The organism is Nocardia sp. NPDC051570, assembly GCF_044454005.1.
Taxonomy (GTDB): Bacteria; Actinomycetota; Actinomycetes; order Mycobacteriales; family Mycobacteriaceae; genus Nocardia.
In genome coordinates this window covers 622498-639164 of the sequence record NZ_JBITDI010000003.1, presented here as the reverse complement: position 1 = coordinate 639164, position 16667 = coordinate 622498, and the positions used below count along the sequence as shown (strand labels likewise).

The 16667-nt window shown below is 69.1% G+C and carries 15 protein-coding genes; 8 read left to right on the top strand and 7 right to left on the bottom strand.

All coding sequences use genetic code 11. The features are described 5' to 3' along the window. The first annotated feature begins 106 nt into the window (after positions 1-106). Positions 107-1303, top strand: a complete 1197-nt coding sequence (locus tag ACIA76_RS09930; protein ID WP_397150555.1) for a helix-turn-helix domain-containing protein — start codon at positions 107-109, stop codon at positions 1301-1303. Here ACIA76_RS09930 and ACIA76_RS09925 read toward each other — a convergent pair. From ACIA76_RS09925 to ACIA76_RS09915, 3 genes are all read right to left on the bottom strand, one after another. Continuing rightward, on the bottom strand, positions 1284-2591 hold the full coding sequence (locus tag ACIA76_RS09925; RefSeq protein ID WP_397150553.1) for a serine hydrolase domain-containing protein: 1308 nt from the start codon (positions 2589-2591) through the stop codon (positions 1284-1286). The two genes, ACIA76_RS09930 and ACIA76_RS09925, sit on opposite strands and share 20 nt — an antisense overlap. Before the next feature lie 267 nt (positions 2592-2858). Beyond that, positions 2859-3626, bottom strand: a complete 768-nt coding sequence (locus tag ACIA76_RS09920; RefSeq protein WP_397150551.1) for an SWIM zinc finger family protein — start codon at positions 3624-3626, stop codon at positions 2859-2861. Further along, positions 3623-6436: a DEAD/DEAH box helicase gene (locus ACIA76_RS09915; protein ID WP_397150549.1), complete on the bottom strand. Its 2814-nt coding sequence runs from the start codon at positions 6434-6436 to the stop codon at positions 3623-3625. Before ACIA76_RS09915 ends, ACIA76_RS09920 begins: the two co-directional genes overlap by 4 nt. Positions 6437-6655: 219 nt before the next feature. On the opposite strand from ACIA76_RS09915, the gene ACIA76_RS09910 reads away from it, so the two are divergent. Continuing rightward, positions 6656-7018, top strand: a complete 363-nt coding sequence (locus tag ACIA76_RS09910; RefSeq protein ID WP_397150547.1) for a hypothetical protein — start codon at positions 6656-6658, stop codon at positions 7016-7018. A 96-nt stretch (positions 7019-7114) separates the two neighbouring features. Beyond that, a complete protein-coding gene (locus tag ACIA76_RS09905; RefSeq protein WP_397150545.1) occupies positions 7115-7765 on the top strand; it encodes an HNH endonuclease family protein in 651 nt (216 codons plus the stop codon). A 51-nt stretch (positions 7766-7816) separates the two neighbouring features. Here ACIA76_RS09905 and ACIA76_RS09900 read toward each other — a convergent pair whose 3' ends face one another. The 3 genes from ACIA76_RS09900 to ACIA76_RS09890 all read right to left on the bottom strand — a co-directional run bounded on the left by ACIA76_RS09900 (position 7817) and on the right by ACIA76_RS09890 (position 10522). Then, positions 7817-8626 carry a sulfurtransferase gene (locus ACIA76_RS09900; protein ID WP_397150725.1) on the bottom strand — a complete coding sequence of 270 codons (810 nt, stop codon included), beginning with the start codon at positions 8624-8626 and terminating at the stop codon, positions 7817-7819. Positions 8627-8680: 54 nt separating this feature from the next. Next, on the bottom strand, positions 8681-9904 hold the full coding sequence (locus tag ACIA76_RS09895) for a benzoate/H(+) symporter BenE family transporter (protein WP_397150543.1): 1224 nt from the start codon (positions 9902-9904) through the stop codon (positions 8681-8683). A gap of 63 nt (positions 9905-9967) precedes the next feature. Continuing rightward, on the bottom strand, positions 9968-10522 hold the full coding sequence (locus ACIA76_RS09890; protein WP_397150541.1) for an Lrp/AsnC family transcriptional regulator: 555 nt from the start codon (positions 10520-10522) through the stop codon (positions 9968-9970). 165 nt (positions 10523-10687) lie between these two features. Between ACIA76_RS09890 and pdhA the strand changes: the two genes are divergently transcribed. From pdhA to ACIA76_RS09875, 3 genes are read left to right on the top strand one after another with little or no spacing between them, the layout of a single operon-like run. Then, complete coding sequence (gene pdhA / locus ACIA76_RS09885) at positions 10688-11767, top strand: pyruvate dehydrogenase (acetyl-transferring) E1 component subunit alpha (RefSeq protein ID WP_397150539.1); 1080 nt, start codon at positions 10688-10690, stop codon at positions 11765-11767. Beyond that, positions 11764-12744: an alpha-ketoacid dehydrogenase subunit beta gene (locus ACIA76_RS09880; protein ID WP_397150537.1), complete on the top strand. Its 981-nt coding sequence runs from the start codon at positions 11764-11766 to the stop codon at positions 12742-12744. Before pdhA ends, ACIA76_RS09880 begins: the two co-directional genes overlap by 4 nt. Positions 12745-12771: 27 nt before the next feature. After that, positions 12772-14133 carry a dihydrolipoamide acetyltransferase family protein gene (locus ACIA76_RS09875; RefSeq protein ID WP_397150535.1) on the top strand — a complete coding sequence of 454 codons (1362 nt, stop codon included), beginning with the start codon at positions 12772-12774 and terminating at the stop codon, positions 14131-14133. On the opposite strand, the gene ACIA76_RS09870 is transcribed toward ACIA76_RS09875, so the two are convergent. Next, on the bottom strand, positions 14130-14528 hold the full coding sequence (locus tag ACIA76_RS09870; RefSeq protein ID WP_397150723.1) for an acyl-CoA thioesterase: 399 nt from the start codon (positions 14526-14528) through the stop codon (positions 14130-14132). The two genes, ACIA76_RS09875 and ACIA76_RS09870, sit on opposite strands and share 4 nt — an antisense overlap. Before the next feature lie 287 nt (positions 14529-14815). Between ACIA76_RS09870 and ACIA76_RS09865 the strand changes: the two genes are divergently transcribed. Beyond that, a complete protein-coding gene (locus tag ACIA76_RS09865) occupies positions 14816-16042 on the top strand; it encodes an MFS transporter (RefSeq protein WP_397150533.1) in 1227 nt (408 codons plus the stop codon). Positions 16043-16074: 32 nt separating this feature from the next. Further along, positions 16075-16650, top strand: coding sequence for a TetR/AcrR family transcriptional regulator (locus ACIA76_RS09860; RefSeq protein ID WP_397150531.1), 576 nt, complete (start codon positions 16075-16077; stop codon positions 16648-16650). Positions 16651-16667 lie beyond the last annotated feature (17 nt).

Below are 16667 nucleotides of genomic sequence, written 5' to 3'. Positions count from 1 at the left end.
GGTGCGAGAAAGCCGGTTTCACTGTTTCAGGGTTGTCTCGAATCGTCAATCGGGCCGCGACGGGTTCGGACCCCGACCTCCTGCCCGGGATCGGGATAATCGAGGCATGGGGCAAGCGCTTCGGAAGTTGGATCCGCGGGCGTCGGCGGGGGCGACGTTCGGGGCGGAACTGCGGGCGCGCCGACTGGCCCGTGGCCGGTCGCTTCGCGAACTCGGGCGGCTGGTCCTGGTCAGCGGCGAATTGCTGGCCAAGGTCGAGAAGGCACAGCGGCGTCCGCGTCCGGATCTGGTGCGACGATTGGATGTCGTCCTGGATGCGCGAGGTGAGCTCGAGCGGTTGGCCACGCCGCTGTTCGTCGCCGCGGACCGATCGGCGGTCGCCCCACCGACGCTGTCTCCCGATAGCGCGGAAATCGAGTTACGGCAGGTGATCGACGATGTGCGGGCGACCGATCACACCCTGGCGGCGGACCGGCTCGCCGAACTGATGACATTCGCCAAAACGGCGGCCGCGGTGGACAGTTCGGGGTTGTCGGCGCCGGCGAGAACATCGCTGCGGCGCACGGTGGCCGAGGCCGAGCAGCTCGCCGGGTGGATGATGTTCGACCGCGGCGATCAGCCGGGCGCCGAACGGATGTTCGCCAACGCCCGCAATGCCGCGGCGCAAGCCGGTGCCGCGGACCTCGTCGCGTATGTGCTCGGGCCGAGCGCCGCGTATTCGAATATCTGGTGCGGTAATCCCGAATTGGGCGCCGAGCGCGCGTACGGATCCCTGGCGTGGGCGCGGCGCAGTGGCAACAGAAAGTTGATGGCATTCGCGGCCGCGGTGGCCGCCCGCGCCCATGCCCGGATGGGCGAGACCGATCTGTGCCACCAGATGCTCGGTGAGGCGGAGTCGGATTTGAATCGGCATGTGGCGGCAGAACCGGATCCCGGCTGGCTATCGGTTTTCGACGACGCCACCCTGGCGGGCTATCGGGGGTTGTGCCTGTTCGATCTCGGCGAACCGCGGGCGGCGATCGCGGCGTTGCAGCAGGTGGAGGAGACCGGTTCGCCGATGTTCGTGCGCAATCGCATCATCTGGCGGCTCGAAGGCGCGAATGCGCATCTGCAACTCGGTGAACTCGACTCGGCTTGTGCCGCAATCGAGAAGGCACTCGACTACGCCGAGCCCGGCGCGTCGACGCCGAGGGTTGTGCGGGTATTCCATACCGCCGACCTTCATTTGCGATCGCATCACGGGATCCGGGCCACGACCGCCACCTGGGAACGGCTGCGCGGCTTCATCGAGGTGAACGGGTGAATGGGTAAGTAGCCCAGCGCATGAGGATTCCCCCGGCAGCCCGGCTGACGGTCAGACGTTCACCCTGGTAGCGTCCTTCGACCGTTCGATAACACCCGGGAGCCTCGGCAATGAAGCGGCTGTCGGTGTTCTCCGGATCGGCGGCAACGTGAGCGTGCAGACCGTCGTGGCGCCAGGTGAATACGGTCTCCTCGGCCTCGGCCCACCACCGGCCGAGGATTTCGCGGATCTCCTCCGGACACGGCGGTGCCGGTTCCCATGCCGATACGGCGACCGGAGAGCGCAGCGCGGCCGCTTGGTCGGCGAGGTCGGCGGTGAGGTCGGTCAAGGTGATGCCCCGGGTGGCATTGGTGCAGGCGACGACCACGGTGCCGGATCGCCTGTCGGTGGTCAGCGCCGCGTGGAAGCCGGGCACGGACCCGGTGTGACCGGCGAGGATGTGATCGCTACGGCGGTCGAGGATGAGACCCAGTCCCCATCCCTGTGTCCACGCCCGGGTGTCGACCATGACCTGCGCGGTATGCATCGCGTCGACGACCGATAGGGGCACGACCTCCGGTTCCGCGCCGATCAGCGCATTGCCCCAGCGCAGCAAATCCGTTGGTGTGGACCATAATTGGCCGATGACCGCGATCGCGGCCATATCCATATGCGGTTCCCGGTGGCAGGTGTCGGCGTACGGGTCGATGCGATAGCCGACGGCCGCATCGGCCGGTGGCGTCCATGTCGTTCGGCTCATACCCAGCGGGGTCAGCAGTGTCTCGCTGATCAGCTCGGCACAGCGGCGGCCGGTGACGTGCTCGATGATCGCGCCGATCGTGGCGTATCCGAGATTGGAGTACTGCCAACGCTGTCCGGGTTCGGCCACCCTCTCCACGCGGGCGAGAGCCTCGCGGAATTCGGGTTCGGACGGTCCCCGCATCGACTCCCACATATCGATCGGAACCTCGCGCTGGATACCACCGCAGTGGGCGAGCAGCATGCGCAGCGGGACCTGTCCGAACGAGGTCGCGGGAAGGTAATGCCCGACCGGGGCGTCCAGGTCGAGAAGCCGTTGTCCGACTAGCCGGAGCGTCAGTGCCGCGGTGAAGGTCTTGGTAATCGAGCCGATGCGATACGCACTGTCGGAATCGGCCGGCACACCGTGCTCGATATCGGCGAAACCCCGTGCGACGGCGGCGAGTACGGCACCGCCCCGCGCGGCGGCTACCGCCAGGCTGGGCAAGCGGTGAGCGGTGTACAACCGGGTGACGCGCTCGCCGAGCGCCTTTCCGAATTCGGCCTCCATGACCCTCCTCCACCAGCGGCATCCCATCACGGCCTCACCAGCAGCATCCCATACCGAACACGGCCGAGTATGCGTACAGATCCCGTTGTACGCATGAACCATCTTCCGTCGCAACGCTTTTCGGACGACGCTGAGAACAGCACCCGGCACCGATCAGCAATGCCGCTGATCGGCACATCGCCGGCGCCGGGTGCACTACCTCGGTAACCCCGCGAGCGAGGACGGCACCGCGGCAGGTTCGGCGATGCGCCAGAGGGGTGTGCGTCGCTACCTGTTCAGGCCGTAGTACAGCTCGCGCAGGTCGCGCAGGCCCGCCTCGGCGGTGTCTTCATCCTCGGCGGTCATGCGCAGGGCCTGGCGCAGCGGGACGGGGTCGAGATCCTCCAGCGCGGGGCGGAAGTCGGGGGCGGGCAGCGCGGGCAGGGGGGTGGTATCGCCGTAGAGGTCGTCGGAGACCGTGGGGCCGTTATCGGATTGAACGCCGCCGATGAGGGTGTCCAGATCGAGGCCGCGCAGGACGAGCATGGCCGAGGGCTGTTCGTCGAGGCGCTCGGCGATGATGTAGCAGACCGCCGCGACATGCTTGCACGGCCAGCCGGAATCGGGACAGGTGCAGGCGAAATCGAGTTCGGCGGCCGTGGTGGGCAGCAGCAGCGGACCCAGCTCCTTCGGCAACGCGCCGGAGGCCAGCTGCGCGAGCATGCCCGGCGTGCCGCGCACCTGTTCGATCAGCTCGTCCAGCCGTTCGTCGCGCAGCTTGCGCATGGTCAGCGCCGCGGTGAACGGGCGCGGCTGACTGCCCTGCACCTCGGCGGTCACCGCACCCGGCTCGAGCTGATAGGTGACCACCTGACCGGACCGGGCATAGGAGCGGCCGCGTGCCAGCCGTCCGGCATCGGCGACCTGCTCGACCGCCTCGATGAACGACCGGCCCCACCATGTCCGCGCGAACGACCCCCGCCTGCTGCGCGGCTCCACCCCGCCGCGCACCGGCAGCCGCTTACCGTAGGTGCTGTAATCCTCGAACGGGCTCACTCCCCCACCGCCTCCGGCCCGAGCGCGAACAGCTCGCGCAGCTCATCCGAACCCAGCTCGGTGATCCAGTTCTCGCCGGAGCCGACGGTCAGATTCGCCAATTCCTGCTTCCCGCCGATCATATCGTCGATGCGCTCCTCGATCGTGTCGACGCAGACGAGCTTGCGCACCTGCACATCGCGGCGCTGTCCGATCCGGAAGGCGCGGTCGGTGGCCTGATTCTCCACCGCCGGATTCCACCAGCGATCCAGGTGTACCACGTGATTGGCGGCGGTCAGATTCAATCCGGTGCCACCGGCCTTGAGCGATAACAACATCAGCGGCGGACCGCCGTCGCCCTGGAAGCGCTCGACCATCGTGTCACGCCCGGTCTTGGAGACCCCGCCGTGCAGGAACGGGATCGGCGTGCCGAACCGCTCGGCCAGATACGGCGCGATCAGCTCGCCGAACTCGCGAAACTGGGTGAACAGCAACGCCTTCTCGCCGTCGGCCACCACCGACTCCAGTACGTCCTCGACCAGCCCCAGCTTGCCGGAGCGATGCTGCCCGCGGCGCAGCACCGCCGAGCCGTCGCCCAGGAAGTGGGCGGGATGGTTGCATACCTGCTTGAGCCGGGTCAGCGCACCGAGCACCGCGCCCTTACGCGCGATGCCCTTGTTCGACTTCGACTTCAGCTTGGCCACCATATCGTCGACCACGGCCTGATACAGCGCGGCCTGTTCCACGGTCAGGTTGGCGCGGACGGTGATCTCGATCTTGTCCGGGAGATCGGAGATCACCGCCGGATCGGTCTTGACCCGGCGCAGCACGAAGGGCGCGGTGATCGCGCGCAACCGGCTGATGGCGTTCTCATCGCGTTCGCGCTCGATCGGCACGGCGAAGCGGGCATGGAACTCCGAGGCCTTCCCCAGCAGTTTCGGCGCGGCGAAATCCAGGATGGAGCGCAACTCCTCGAGCCGGTTCTCCACGGGAGTCCCGGTGAGCGCCAGGCGATGCCGGGCGGGGACGGTGCGGGCGGCGCGGGCCTGGCGGGTGCCCGCGTTCTTGATGTGCTGCGCCTCGTCGAGCACGATGCGTTCCCACCGCTGACGCTTGAACTCCTCGGCGTCGCGGGCCAGTAGTGCGTAGGTGGTGATCATCAGATCCGAATCCGCCACGGCCGCATCGAGTTCCGCACCGCGGCGGCGACCGGCGCCATGGTGGACGAGCACGCGCAGATCGGGCACGAAGCGTTCGGCCTCGCGCTGCCAGTTGCCCACCACCGACATCGGACATACCAGCAGCGTCGGTCCCGGCGCGGAGGCGTCCTCCCGCTCGTGCGCCAACAGCGCCAGCACCTGAATCGTCTTGCCCAGGCCCATATCGTCGGCCAGGATCGCGCCGCAGTTCAGGCGATTCATGGTCGCCAGCCACGACAGTCCGCGCAGCTGATACGGCCGCAGCTGCGCCTTCAGTCCGATCGGCGCCTCGACCTCGCGCGCCGATTCGGCGGAGGCGAAAAGCTCCGCGGCCCAACCGGTCGCGCTGGTCTGCTCGATCGGCACCTGTTGGATACCCGCGGAGCCGATCTCGCCGAGGAATTGGGTCAGGGTGCCGGTCGTCTCGTCGGTGCGGCCGTCGAGATAGGCCGCGGCCGCCGCGAGCATGCGGTGATCGGCCTGCACCCATTGGCCGCGCAGCCGGACCAGATCGGATTTCGACCGCACCAACCGCGACATCTCGGCGGGGGTCAGCACCATATCGCCCAGCGCCAGCTCCCAGCGGTAGGACACCAAACCGCTGAGCCCGACCTCGGTTTCGGTGGCGGCGGGACTCTGCACATGCACGCGCATACTCGGGCCGGCGATGCGCCATGCCCGCGGCAGCAGCAGCTGCGCACCGGCCGCCCGCAGCACATGCGCGCCGTGCGCGACCAGATCCTGCACGACCTGGGTCGGCAGCAGGAAATCCATACTCCGAGGGTCGCGCGGCAATTCGCGCAGGATCGGGTACGCCGCCACGACGGCGGTCACCTTCTCCCCCGCCGTGCGCACCAGCGCCGGATCGCCGTGCAGCGCGATTGCTTGCGGCGCTTCACCTTCCGCTCGGAGACAGACCTCGAGCCGCCACAGCGCGTCGATGCTCTCGCCGCCCTCCTCGGAGTCGTCCTCGGGTTCGAGCAGGCGCAGCACCAGTTCCGGCTCGCCGACCGTGAGGCTGGTTCGCCACTCCTCGAGCGCGGCGGCCACGCGATGGGATCCGGAGTCCAGGGGCGCGTCGGCGATCAGCGCCGCCAGCAGCGGATGAGCCGAGCGCGGCCGCGGGGTGTGCAGGCGCGCGATCGGATCGGTCAGCTCGGCGACCAGATCCTCGAGGATCGCGGCCGGGCGGCCCGAGACCCGCAGCGCCGGCGGCATCGCCACGGCCAGCTCGGCCAGCCACGCGCGCTGGCGCTGCCCGCCGACCAGCCGCCAGCGCACCCACCAGTCGCCGTCCGCGCGGGTCAGATCGGGCACGATCCGGCCCGCGCGCACCCATCGCTCGATACCGCGCGCGACATGGGCGAGATAGCGCAGATCCGCCGCGACGACCGCGGCGGGCAGGGACTGCAGCAGCACCTGGGCGGCCGTATCCGGTGCGAGCGCGTGCGCGGGCACCTCGGCCTCGGCCGGACCGTCCGGGCCCGCCGCCAGGACCCGGGCGCGGTGACGGAAGCGGGCCGTCCGCACGATCTCGCCCAGCGGAACGGGCGCCACCGCGACGCCGTCCCCGGATTCGGGGTCACGCCACAGCAGCAACCCAGATCCCGGCGACCACAACCCGTGCAGCATTCGTCCATCCAATCAGCCATCACCGACATGACGGTCTTTCTTTCTGCCCCGGCACGGAACATACTGGAATATCCGCTGGTCACAGGCGACGAACGGACTCGGTCGCAGATATGCGGCAGATAACGATCACATCCGGGCAACCGATACGGTTCGTGCCCGCGCACCCCAGGGCCCGAACCGCGCGCCGCCACGGCGACGCGTGTGGAGGAGGGCAGTGCGATGACCATTCTGCTCCAGGTCCTCGAGCAGAGTTTCACGCCGGCGACGCCGTGGGAGCGGCGCAAGTACACCTTCGTGGATACCGCGAAGATCGTCGGCATGCGCCTGGACGGCCAGTCCGGGGTCTGGCTCGATCTGTCGCGACCGGGGGAATCGCAGCGGCTGGCCCGGACCTTCGATCCGCGCGATGCCATCACCTTCCTGCTCACCACGTTCGCCAAGATCGCCGAATGCGAGGATCGCGGCGGCTCCTGGCTCATCGGCCACGACGGGGCACGGGTGGAGTCGATCGCGGCGACCCGATTCCCGCCCGCCGGCGCCGAACTCCAGGCCGACGATCTGCTGGCCCGCGCCTGGTTGTAGCCCGGATCCGGCGAACCTGTCGGTGGTCTCGGGTACACCTGATCCGTGCGATGGGGGAAATGCGGCGGGTGGTGCGCGACGGCGATCGTCGCGGTGATGGCGACTGCGTGTTCGGTGCTGGGCCATCCCCCGCCCGCACCCGGCAGTCCCACCCGCGCGGAACTGGAGACCCTGCTGGCCGCCGTACGGATCATCGACGCCCGCCCGCCGCTGCGCGGCTACGAGCGTGGCTGCCAGGCGAATCAGGCCTGCGTCTTCGGCCCCGCGTGGACCGGCTCCCCGGACGCCCCCGGCGGCCACATCGGCTGCGATTCCCGAAACAACGTGCTGGGCAAGCAGTTACGCGAGGTACGCTTCCGCCCCGGCACCCGCGACTGCGTCGTCGACGCCGGTATCCTCGACGACCCCTACACCGGCAAACGCATCACCTTCGACCGCTCCCACCCCCGCGCCGTCCAGATCGACCACGTCTACCCCCTGGCCGCCGCCTGGGCCATGGGCGCCGCCGAATGGCCCCTCCCCCAACGCCTGCGCTTCGCCAACGACATCATCCGCAACCTCCTGGCCGTCGACGGCGAGACCAACGAGACCAAGGGCGACCGAACCCCCGCCGACTGGCTACCCCCGGCCCAGCCCTACCACTGCTTCTACGCGGGCAAATACCTCACCACCGCAACGCATTACGACCTGCCCGTCACCATCGCCGACCACAAGGCCCTCACCCGCGTGGCCGAGACTTGCCCGTGACCGACCGTGATCTCCCGGCCCGGCCCGCTGGGCGGACCGGGCGGGAGGTGGTCAGACCGTGGCCACCGGGCGATGCGGGTCGCTGGACCATTGGGACCAGGAACCGGGGTAGAGGGTCGCCTCGATACCCGCTACCGCGAGGGCGGCCACCTGGTGGGCCGCGGTGACGCCCGAGCCGCAGTAGACGGCCACCGGGCCGGGGCCGAGGGTGATGAAGCGGGCGTGGAGTTCCTCGGGGGTTTTGAAAGTGCCCTGGGGGGTGAGGTTCTCGGCGGTGGGGGCGCTCAGGGCGCCGGGGATATGGCCGGCGCGGGGGTCGATCGGTTCGACCTCGCCGCGGTAGCGTTCGCCCGCGCGGGCGTCGAGGAGGGCGCCGGACCAGGCGGCCGCGCCGTCGGCGTCGACGGTCGGCATATTGCCGGGGGTGAGCGCGATGGTGCCGGGCTCGGGGTCGGGCTCGTCGCCGCGAGCCAGGTCGCCGCCCGCGCGCTCCCAGGCGGGCAGGCCGCCGTCGAGGATGCGCACGTCGGTGACGCCCGCCCAGCGCAGCAGCCACCAGGCGCGGGCGGCGGCCATGCCGCCGGTGGCGTCGTAGACCACGACCGGTTCGCCGGTGCGCAGACCCCAGCTGCGGGCGCACTTCTGCAGATGGGCGGTTTCGGGGAGCGGGTGGCGGCCGCGGGCCGGGGACGGCGGTGCCGCCAGTTCGGTCTCGAGATCGACGAAGACGGCGCCGGGTATGTGGCCGTCCAGATAGTGCTGCGGGCCGTCCGGATCGCCCAGAGTCCAGCGCACATCCAGAAGATGCACGCGGGAAGCGTTGTCGGACAGCATTTTCCGGAGATCGTCGGTCGAAATCAATACCGCGGTCAAGCCAGCTCCTGTCGTAGATCTGTACCGTGACGCAGAACACCCTCACCCTACGGGAGGAACGCGCGGCCCACCCAGCACCCAGCGCACCACGAGTCCCACGACCAGCGCCCAGAACGCCGCGCCGATCCCGAACACCGCGATCCCGGAGGCCGACACCACGAAGGTGGCCACCGCCGCGACACGATGTTCGGCGCTACCCAGGGTCGCGCTCAGCGCCGCGCCGAGGCTCGCGATCAAGGCGAGTCCCGCAACGGTTTCCAGCACCCCCTTGGGCGCGGTGGCCACCAGCGTCACGAACGCGCCCGAGGCCAGCGCGAGCACCAGATAGACGCAGCCCACCGAGCATGTCGCGATCCAACGACGCCGCGGATCCGGATGCGCCGCCGGGGCCGCCGACAACGCCGAACTGATCGCGGCCAGATTGATCGCATGCCCACCCGCCGGCGCGCCGACCATGGTGCCGAGCCCGGTCGTGATCATCGCGGCCCGCCACGGGACCCGATAGCCGAACGAGCTCATGATCGCGGTGCCCGGGATGTTCTGCGCGGCCATCGTGACGATGTACAGCGGCATCGCGATTCCGATGACCGCCTGCCAACTCCAGTGCGGCGCGACCAATTCCACCCGAGGGACCATGGCCGAGACATCCAGCCGCCGATGCGTCACCGCGATATCCACCCCCGCGCCGACGGCCGCCACCGCGAACGCCGCCAGCACCGCCCACCGCGGCGCGAATCGCTGCAGCGCCAGCCACACCACCAGCACCGGCACCACGACGGCCGGGCTCACGGTCACCGCCTTCATCGGCGCCAGGCACAGCGGCATCAGCACTCCCGCCAGCATCGCCTGCGCGATCTCCACCGGAATCGCCGCGATCAACCGCCCGAGCCGCTCCCAGAATCCGGTCAGCACGATGAGGACGCCGGTCACCGCGAACGCCCCGACCGCGGCGGCCCAGCCACCCGACACCGCCCCGGTGCTCGCCAGCAGCGCCGCGCCCGGCGTGGACCACGCCAGCGCGATCGGCATCCGAAATCGCCTGCTGAGCACCAGCATTCCGACCGCCTGGGTGAGACAGACCGCCAGCAGACCCGACGCCGCCTGCGCGGGCGTCGCCCCCACCTTCGTCAATCCCGCCAGCACCACCGCGAACGAACTGGTGAATCCCACCAGCGCCGCGACCACGCCCGCGCCGATCGGCTGCCACACCCCGGCGCCCACATCCTCGGCGACCTTCGTTTCGATATCCGCGGTACTGCTGCTCATCGGGCAATGGTCGCCAATTCCCCACCCGGGGTCGCGAGCCAATCCCCCGAAACTGGACTGAATTCAGCGCGGGCGCGGTTGCGGGATTCCGGCGGGACGCGGGAGGCGGGACGGTTCGGCGCGGGCGGTGAGGCCCGATAGTCGGCGCAGCAGCGGGGCGGTGCGCGGGCCGACGAGCTGACGCATCACCAGCGCCATATTGGTGCGTTCGACGCCCGGGATCTTCAGGATCCGGCCCGCGATGCGGTACAGATCGTCGGCGTCGCGGGCGACCACCCGAACGGTCAGATCGGTCGGGCCGGTCATGCCGCACACCTCGGTGACCTCGGGGACCTCGGCCAGCTCGTCGACGACGGAATCGAGCTTGTGCTGATCGACGACGACCGCGACGAAGGCTGCCAGCGGATAACCCAGCGCTCTCGGATCGACTCGCCGTTCGAAGCTCGCGAGCACCCCGCCCGCCTCCCAACGAGCCAGCCGGGCCTGCACGGTATTACGCGAAAGCCCCAGGCGGGTGGCCAGTTCCACGCCGGTGGCGCGGGGGTTGGCCACCAATTCGAGCAACAGCCGCGCATCCGTCGCGTCGACCGAGGCACCGACAGGTTCTGCACTGGACATGTAACGCAGTATGACAGCCGTCACTGTCAGTGCAACGAGCATTATGCGCAGTTGCTGGGTGGCGACTTGCGCAACTCGCACAACCGAGGATCCTGTGAGGTACAACACACTATCGCGTCGCGAGCCCGGAGATCCGGCGGAGCGACGAACCAGGAGGCGATGGCTATGACCGACAGAGCCACCTACCCCGTGCAGTTGGTCCAGCCCGACGGCCGCCGCGTATTCGATCGAGAACATGCGGCATCGGTCTCCGATGTGGGCCCCGAGCAATTGCGGCAACTCTTCGAAGACATGGTGGTCGCCCGCCGGATCGATACCGAGGCAACCGCCCTGCAACGCCAGGGACAACTGGGCCTGTGGCCGCCGCTGCTGGGCCAGGAGGCCGCCCAGATCGGCTCCGTCCACGCCCTGCGCCCCGACGACTACGTGTTCTGCAGCTACCGCGAGGCCGCGGTCGCCTACGGCCGCGGCGTCGACCCCGCCACGATCACCCGGCTCTGGCGTGGCGTGGCCCATTCCTGTTGGGACCCGGCCGAAATCAACATGACCAATCCCGCGATCGTGGTCGGCGCCCAGGGCCTGCACGCCACCGGCTACGCCTACGCCGCGCATCTGGACGGCGCCGAGATCGCGGTGATCGCCTACTTCGGCGACGGCGCCACCAGCCAGGGCGATATCGCCGAGGCGCTGGGCTTCGCGGCGGCGTGGAGCGCGCCGGTGGTGTTCTTCTGCCAGAACAACCAGTGGGCGATCAGCGAGCCGGTCCGCGTGCAGAGCCAGACCCCGATCGTGCGCCGCGCCTACGGCTACGGCATTCCGGGCGTGCAGGTCGACGGTAACGACGCGCTCGGCGTGCTGGCCGTGACCCGCCAGGCGGTGGCCCGCGCCCGCTCCGGGGGCGGACCGTCCTTCATCGAGGCCATCACCTACCGCATGGGCCCGCACACCACCGCCGACGATCCGACCCGCTACCGCGCGTCCGCCGAACTCGAGCTGTGGCAGCGTCGCGATCCGATCGATCGCATGCGCCGACTACTGGAGCGAGAAGACCTGTGGGACAGCGCCTTCGAACAGCGCGTGCGAACCAGGTCCGACGAGGTCGGCGCGGCCCTGCGGACCGCGACCATCGAGATGCCCGATCCGGACCCCATGGAACTGTTCGACCACGTCTACGCCGCACCGCATCCGCTGATCGGGGAGGAACGCCGGGACTACGCGGCCTACCTCGAGGGAGTCCGGTCATGATCACCACATTCGCCAATGCGATCAACACCGGTCTGCGCCGGGCCCTCGAGGACGATCCGAAGGTCGTGCTGATGGGCGAGGACATCGGCCGCCTCGGCGGCGTCTTCCGGGTCACCGACACCCTGCAGAAGGATTTCGGCAACAACCGTGTCATCGATACGCCCCTGGCCGAATCCGGCATCGTCGGAACGGCTTTCGGCATGGCGCTGCGCGGCCTGCGGCCGGTGTGCGAGATCCAGTTCGACGGATTCGTCTACCCGGCCTTCGATCAGATCGTCTCGCAGGTCGCCAAGATCCACTACCGCACGCGCGGAAAGGTCATGGCGCCCCTCACGATTCGCATCCCGTTCGGCGGTGGCATCGGTTCGGTGGAACATCACTCCGAATCGCCGGAGGCCTACTTCGCGCATACCGCGGGACTGCGGGTGGTCTCGCCGAGCACCCCCGCCGACGCGTATCTCATGATCCGCCAAGCGATTTCGGCCGACGATCCGGTGATCTTCTTCGAGCCCAAGCGCCGCTACTGGGATAAGGCCGAGGTCGATTTCGCGGCGCTGGACGACGATCCGTTTCCGCTGCACCGTGCCCGCGTCCTGCGCTCGGGCGTCGACGCCACGATCGTCGCCTACGGCGGCACGGTCCGCACCGCGCTCACCGCGGCCGAGATCGCGGCCGGGGAGGGGCGCGAACTCGAGGTGATCGATCTGCGCAGCCTGTCGCCGATCGACTTCGATACCGTCGAGGAGTCCGTGCGCCGGACCGGTCGGCTGATCGTGACCCATGAGGCGCCGGTCTTCGCCGGATTGGGCGCGGAGATCGCCGCACGGATCACCGAGCGCTGCTTCTACCAGCTGGAAGCGCCGGTATTGCGGGTCGGCGGCTTCGACATCCCCTACCCCCCGGCTAAGCTCGAACGGCACCACCTGCCCGACCCCGACCGCATTCTCGACGCGCTCGACCGAACGCTTGCCGCCTGATCCGCTCGTTCAGACAGAGGTGCTCCGTTGGAAGATTCGCACACGCTCGAATTCCGCCTGCCCGATCTCGGGGAGGGCCTGACCGAGGCCGATCTGGTCTCGTGGTCGGTGGCCGTGGGCGACACCGTGGAGTTGAACCAGACCATCGCGGAGGTCGAGACCGCCAAGGCGCAGGTGGCCCTGCCGTGCCCGTTCGCCGGGCGCGTGGTGGAACTACTCGCCGAGCCCGGCGATACCGTGCCGGTCGGCGCGCCGCTGATTCGCGTCCAGACCGACGCGTCGGTCGCGGCCCCACCGGCGCAGCGGCAGTCCGTGCTCGTCGGCTACGGGCCCGATGACGAACCCACCTCCCGGCGCACTCGCCTGCCCGCGAATAATGCTGCGGGCAGCCAGGATTCGGCGATCGTACGGCCGGATCCGCAGGGCTATCCGGAGATTCCGGGCCGCCCGCCCGCCACCCCGGCCGCGCGCAAGCTGGCCCGCGAACTCGGCATCGATATCGCCTTCGTCGCCGGATCGGGCCCGGCCGGGGCCGTCACCGTGGAGGATGTGCGCCACGCCGTCCCGGTGTCCCAGCCGCCCAAGCGCATTCGCCCCGAGGAGGAGTCCGAGGACGCGCCGCGTCCGGTCCCGCGTCCGGTGCCGGTGATGCGTCCCGACACCGGGATCATCCATCCGACCCCGACCACCCGGGAGAGTCGCACCCCGGTCAGCGGGGTGCGCAAGCGCAGCGCCGCCGCCATGGTGGCCAGCGCCCGCACCATCCCGCAGGCCAGCGCGTTCGTCACCATCGACTTCACCGCGTCGATGGAGCTGCTCGATCATCTGCGCGCCACCGAATCCTTTGCCGGACTGTCGCTCACGCCGCTGGCGCTGGTGGCCAAGGCGACCCTCGCCGCGATGGCGGAGTTCCCGGGGATCAACACCTTCTGGGACGAGGACAACAAGGAGATCGTCACCAAGCACTACGTGAATCTCGGCATCGCGGTCGCCACCGATCGGGGGCTGCTGGTACCGAATATGAAGGAGGCCCAGTCGCTGAGCCTGCGCGAGCTGTGCCGGGAGATCGGCTGGCTGGCCGATGTCGCCCGGTCCGGTTCGGCCACGCCCGCCGATCTGCGCGGGGGCACGTTCACCATCAGCAATGTCGGTGTGTTCGGCGTGGACATGGGTGTGCCGCTGGTGAATCCGGGCGAGGCCGCGATCATGTGCCTGGGCTCGATCCGCAAGCGGCCCTGGGTGTATCGCGACGAGCTGGCCGTGCGCTGGGTCACCGAATTGGGCCTGAGCTTCGACCATCGCATGATCGACGGCGAATTGGCGGCGCGGTTCCTCGCGAGCGTATCGTCGCTGCTCGAGGATCCGCTCACCCTACTCGGCCGGGTCTAGTCCGCGGCGACGACCAAAACCTGCGCGGCGGTTCGGATCACGGCCGGGATCTCGACCGGCTTACGGGTCACATCGTCGACGTAGACATGGACGAACGTCCCCGTCGCCGCGAGTTCGAGCACATCGCCGTCCTCGCGGAAGATGGCCAGATCGTAGGTGATGCTGGAGCGCCCGAGGCGGGCGATGCGCAGGCCCACACGCAGCTGGTCGGGAAAGCTCAGCGAGCCCACGAACTTGCACGAGGTCTGGGCGACGACGCCGATCGCGGGCAGTTCGCGAATGTCGGTGCCGGTGGCGTGGATCAGCCAGGCGTTCACCGCGGTATCGAAGTAGGAGTAGTAGGTCACATTGTTGACGTGCCCGTAGTGATCGTTGTCCGCCCATCGGGTCGGCATGGGCCAGAGCACCGGGTAGTCATGCTGCGTGGTCACCGCCCCGAGATTAGTCAGGCGCCCCCACTGACCGCACAGGGCCCGGAGGACGAGGCCCGCGGATGCCCCTAATGTCCTCAACCCAGTATTCGGGGGCCGGTATCTGTCGGTGCGCGGGCATAGAATTGAAAGCGACAACGAAAACGATTGGAACAAACACAGATTCGGAACTCGACCGGCCACGCCGACGATGCCGCGGCCGACGGGGGGAACGAGGGGCTGCCGGCCGTGTGGCCGGTACCGTCGAGTCAATGGCTGCTTCGACGCTTGCTCCTCCGATCCGGATCGCACGGGCCGCGGTATTCGCGGTGTTCGGTCTCAACGGGTTTCTGGGCGCCATGTGGGTGGTCCACATCCCCGCGGTGACCGAGCGTACGGGGGTATCCAACGCCACCCTGGGCATGTTGATTCTGCTGATGGCCGCCAGCGCCATCGTCGGCATGCAGGCCGCGGGGCCATTGGCGGACCGCTTCGGCAGTCGAGCCCTGGTCGCCGCGGCGGCGGGGTGGCTCTCGTTCACCGTGATCGGCCCCGGCCTCGCCGCCGGTCCGGTCTCGCTGGCGATTGCCCTGATGCTGTTCGGCTTCGGCAACGGCGCCCTGGACGTGTCGATGAACGCCCAGGCGGTCCATGTCGAGCGCGAATACCCGCGCCCCATCATGGGCGCCTTCCATGCCCTGTTCTCCTGTGGCGGCCTGATCGGGTCGCTGGCCGGCGCCGCCGCCCTGCATGTCGGCTGGGATCTGCGGTTCACCCTGGCACTCGCGGCGGTCATCGGCATCATGCTTGTCGCATTGTGGGTACCGAAGATGCTGCCGCGCACGGCCCGAACCGATACCGCGAACGATGCGATGGACCTGCCGCACCCGGCGGGACGAAGGACCCCGGGGCACAAGACCGCGACCGAGGCCGAGCGGGCCGCGCGCAAGTCCGTGCAGCGCAAGGTTTTCGCGCTGGCGGCCATCGCCTTCGCCTTCCTCATGACCGAGGGCGTCGCCAACGACTGGAGTGCGCTGCAGGTGCGCGAGCATCTCGGAGCCAGCCAGGCAACGGCCGCGCTGGCGTTCGCCGCCTTCTCCACGACCATGACCGCCGGGCGGTTCGCGGCCGATCGGATCAGCGCACGGTTCGGGCCGGTCGCGGTGGTGCGGTGCGGCGCGCTGCTGGCGGCGGCGGGGCTGGTGCTGATCATCTCGTCGATCTGGGTGCCGCTGACGCTGATCGGCTGGGGACTGATGGGCATCGGACTGTCGGGCGGTATCCCCCAGATCTTCACGGCCGCGGGCAATCTCGGCACGGCGACCGCGGCCACCGATATGTCGCGGGTGTTCAGCCTCGGATATCTGGGGCTGCTGGCCGGGCCGTCGGTGATCGGGTGGATCTCCAAACCCACCTCGCTGACCGCGGCCCTGCTCGTCCCGCTGGCGGCAGTTCTGTTGTGCGCCTGGTTCGCTCGCATCGTGCGCACTAATTCTTGACCTCTAGGTCTAAAACACCTACAGTCCAAGCCATGGGCAGACCGCGCGCCTTCGAGGCGGATTCCGTTGTGGAGCAGGCCATGGAGACGTTCTGGACCCATGGCTACGCCAATACCTCTCCGGCACAACTGGCCGAGGCGACCGGAATCGCGAAAGGCAGCCTGTACAACGCCTTCGGCAGCAAGCGCGAGCTGTTCGAACGGGCCCTGGCCCGCTACGACATCATGGGAACCGCCCTGGCCGAGGGGTTCCTGTCCCAGCCCGGCTCCACCCGCGAGCGCATCGGCGCCTTCCTGCGCCTGCTCGTGGATTCCGATCTGGCGCAACCGGATCGGCGCGGCTGCCTGGTGGTGAACACGGCCACCGAATTCGCCGGGCACGATCCCGAGATCACCCGGACCGTGCGCGGCATGCTGGAACATACCGCGGCAGCGCTGCGGGCGCGCATCGAACAGGGCCGCCGCGACGGCGATGTGCGCGCCGAGGTGGATCCGCAGGCGATGGCGGAGTTCCTGCTCAACACCATCGCGGGCCTGCGCGTGCTGGCCAAGGCCCACGACGCGCCGACGCTGCACCGCATCATCGACACCGCTGTGACCACTCTCTGATCAGCACGAAAGGCAAT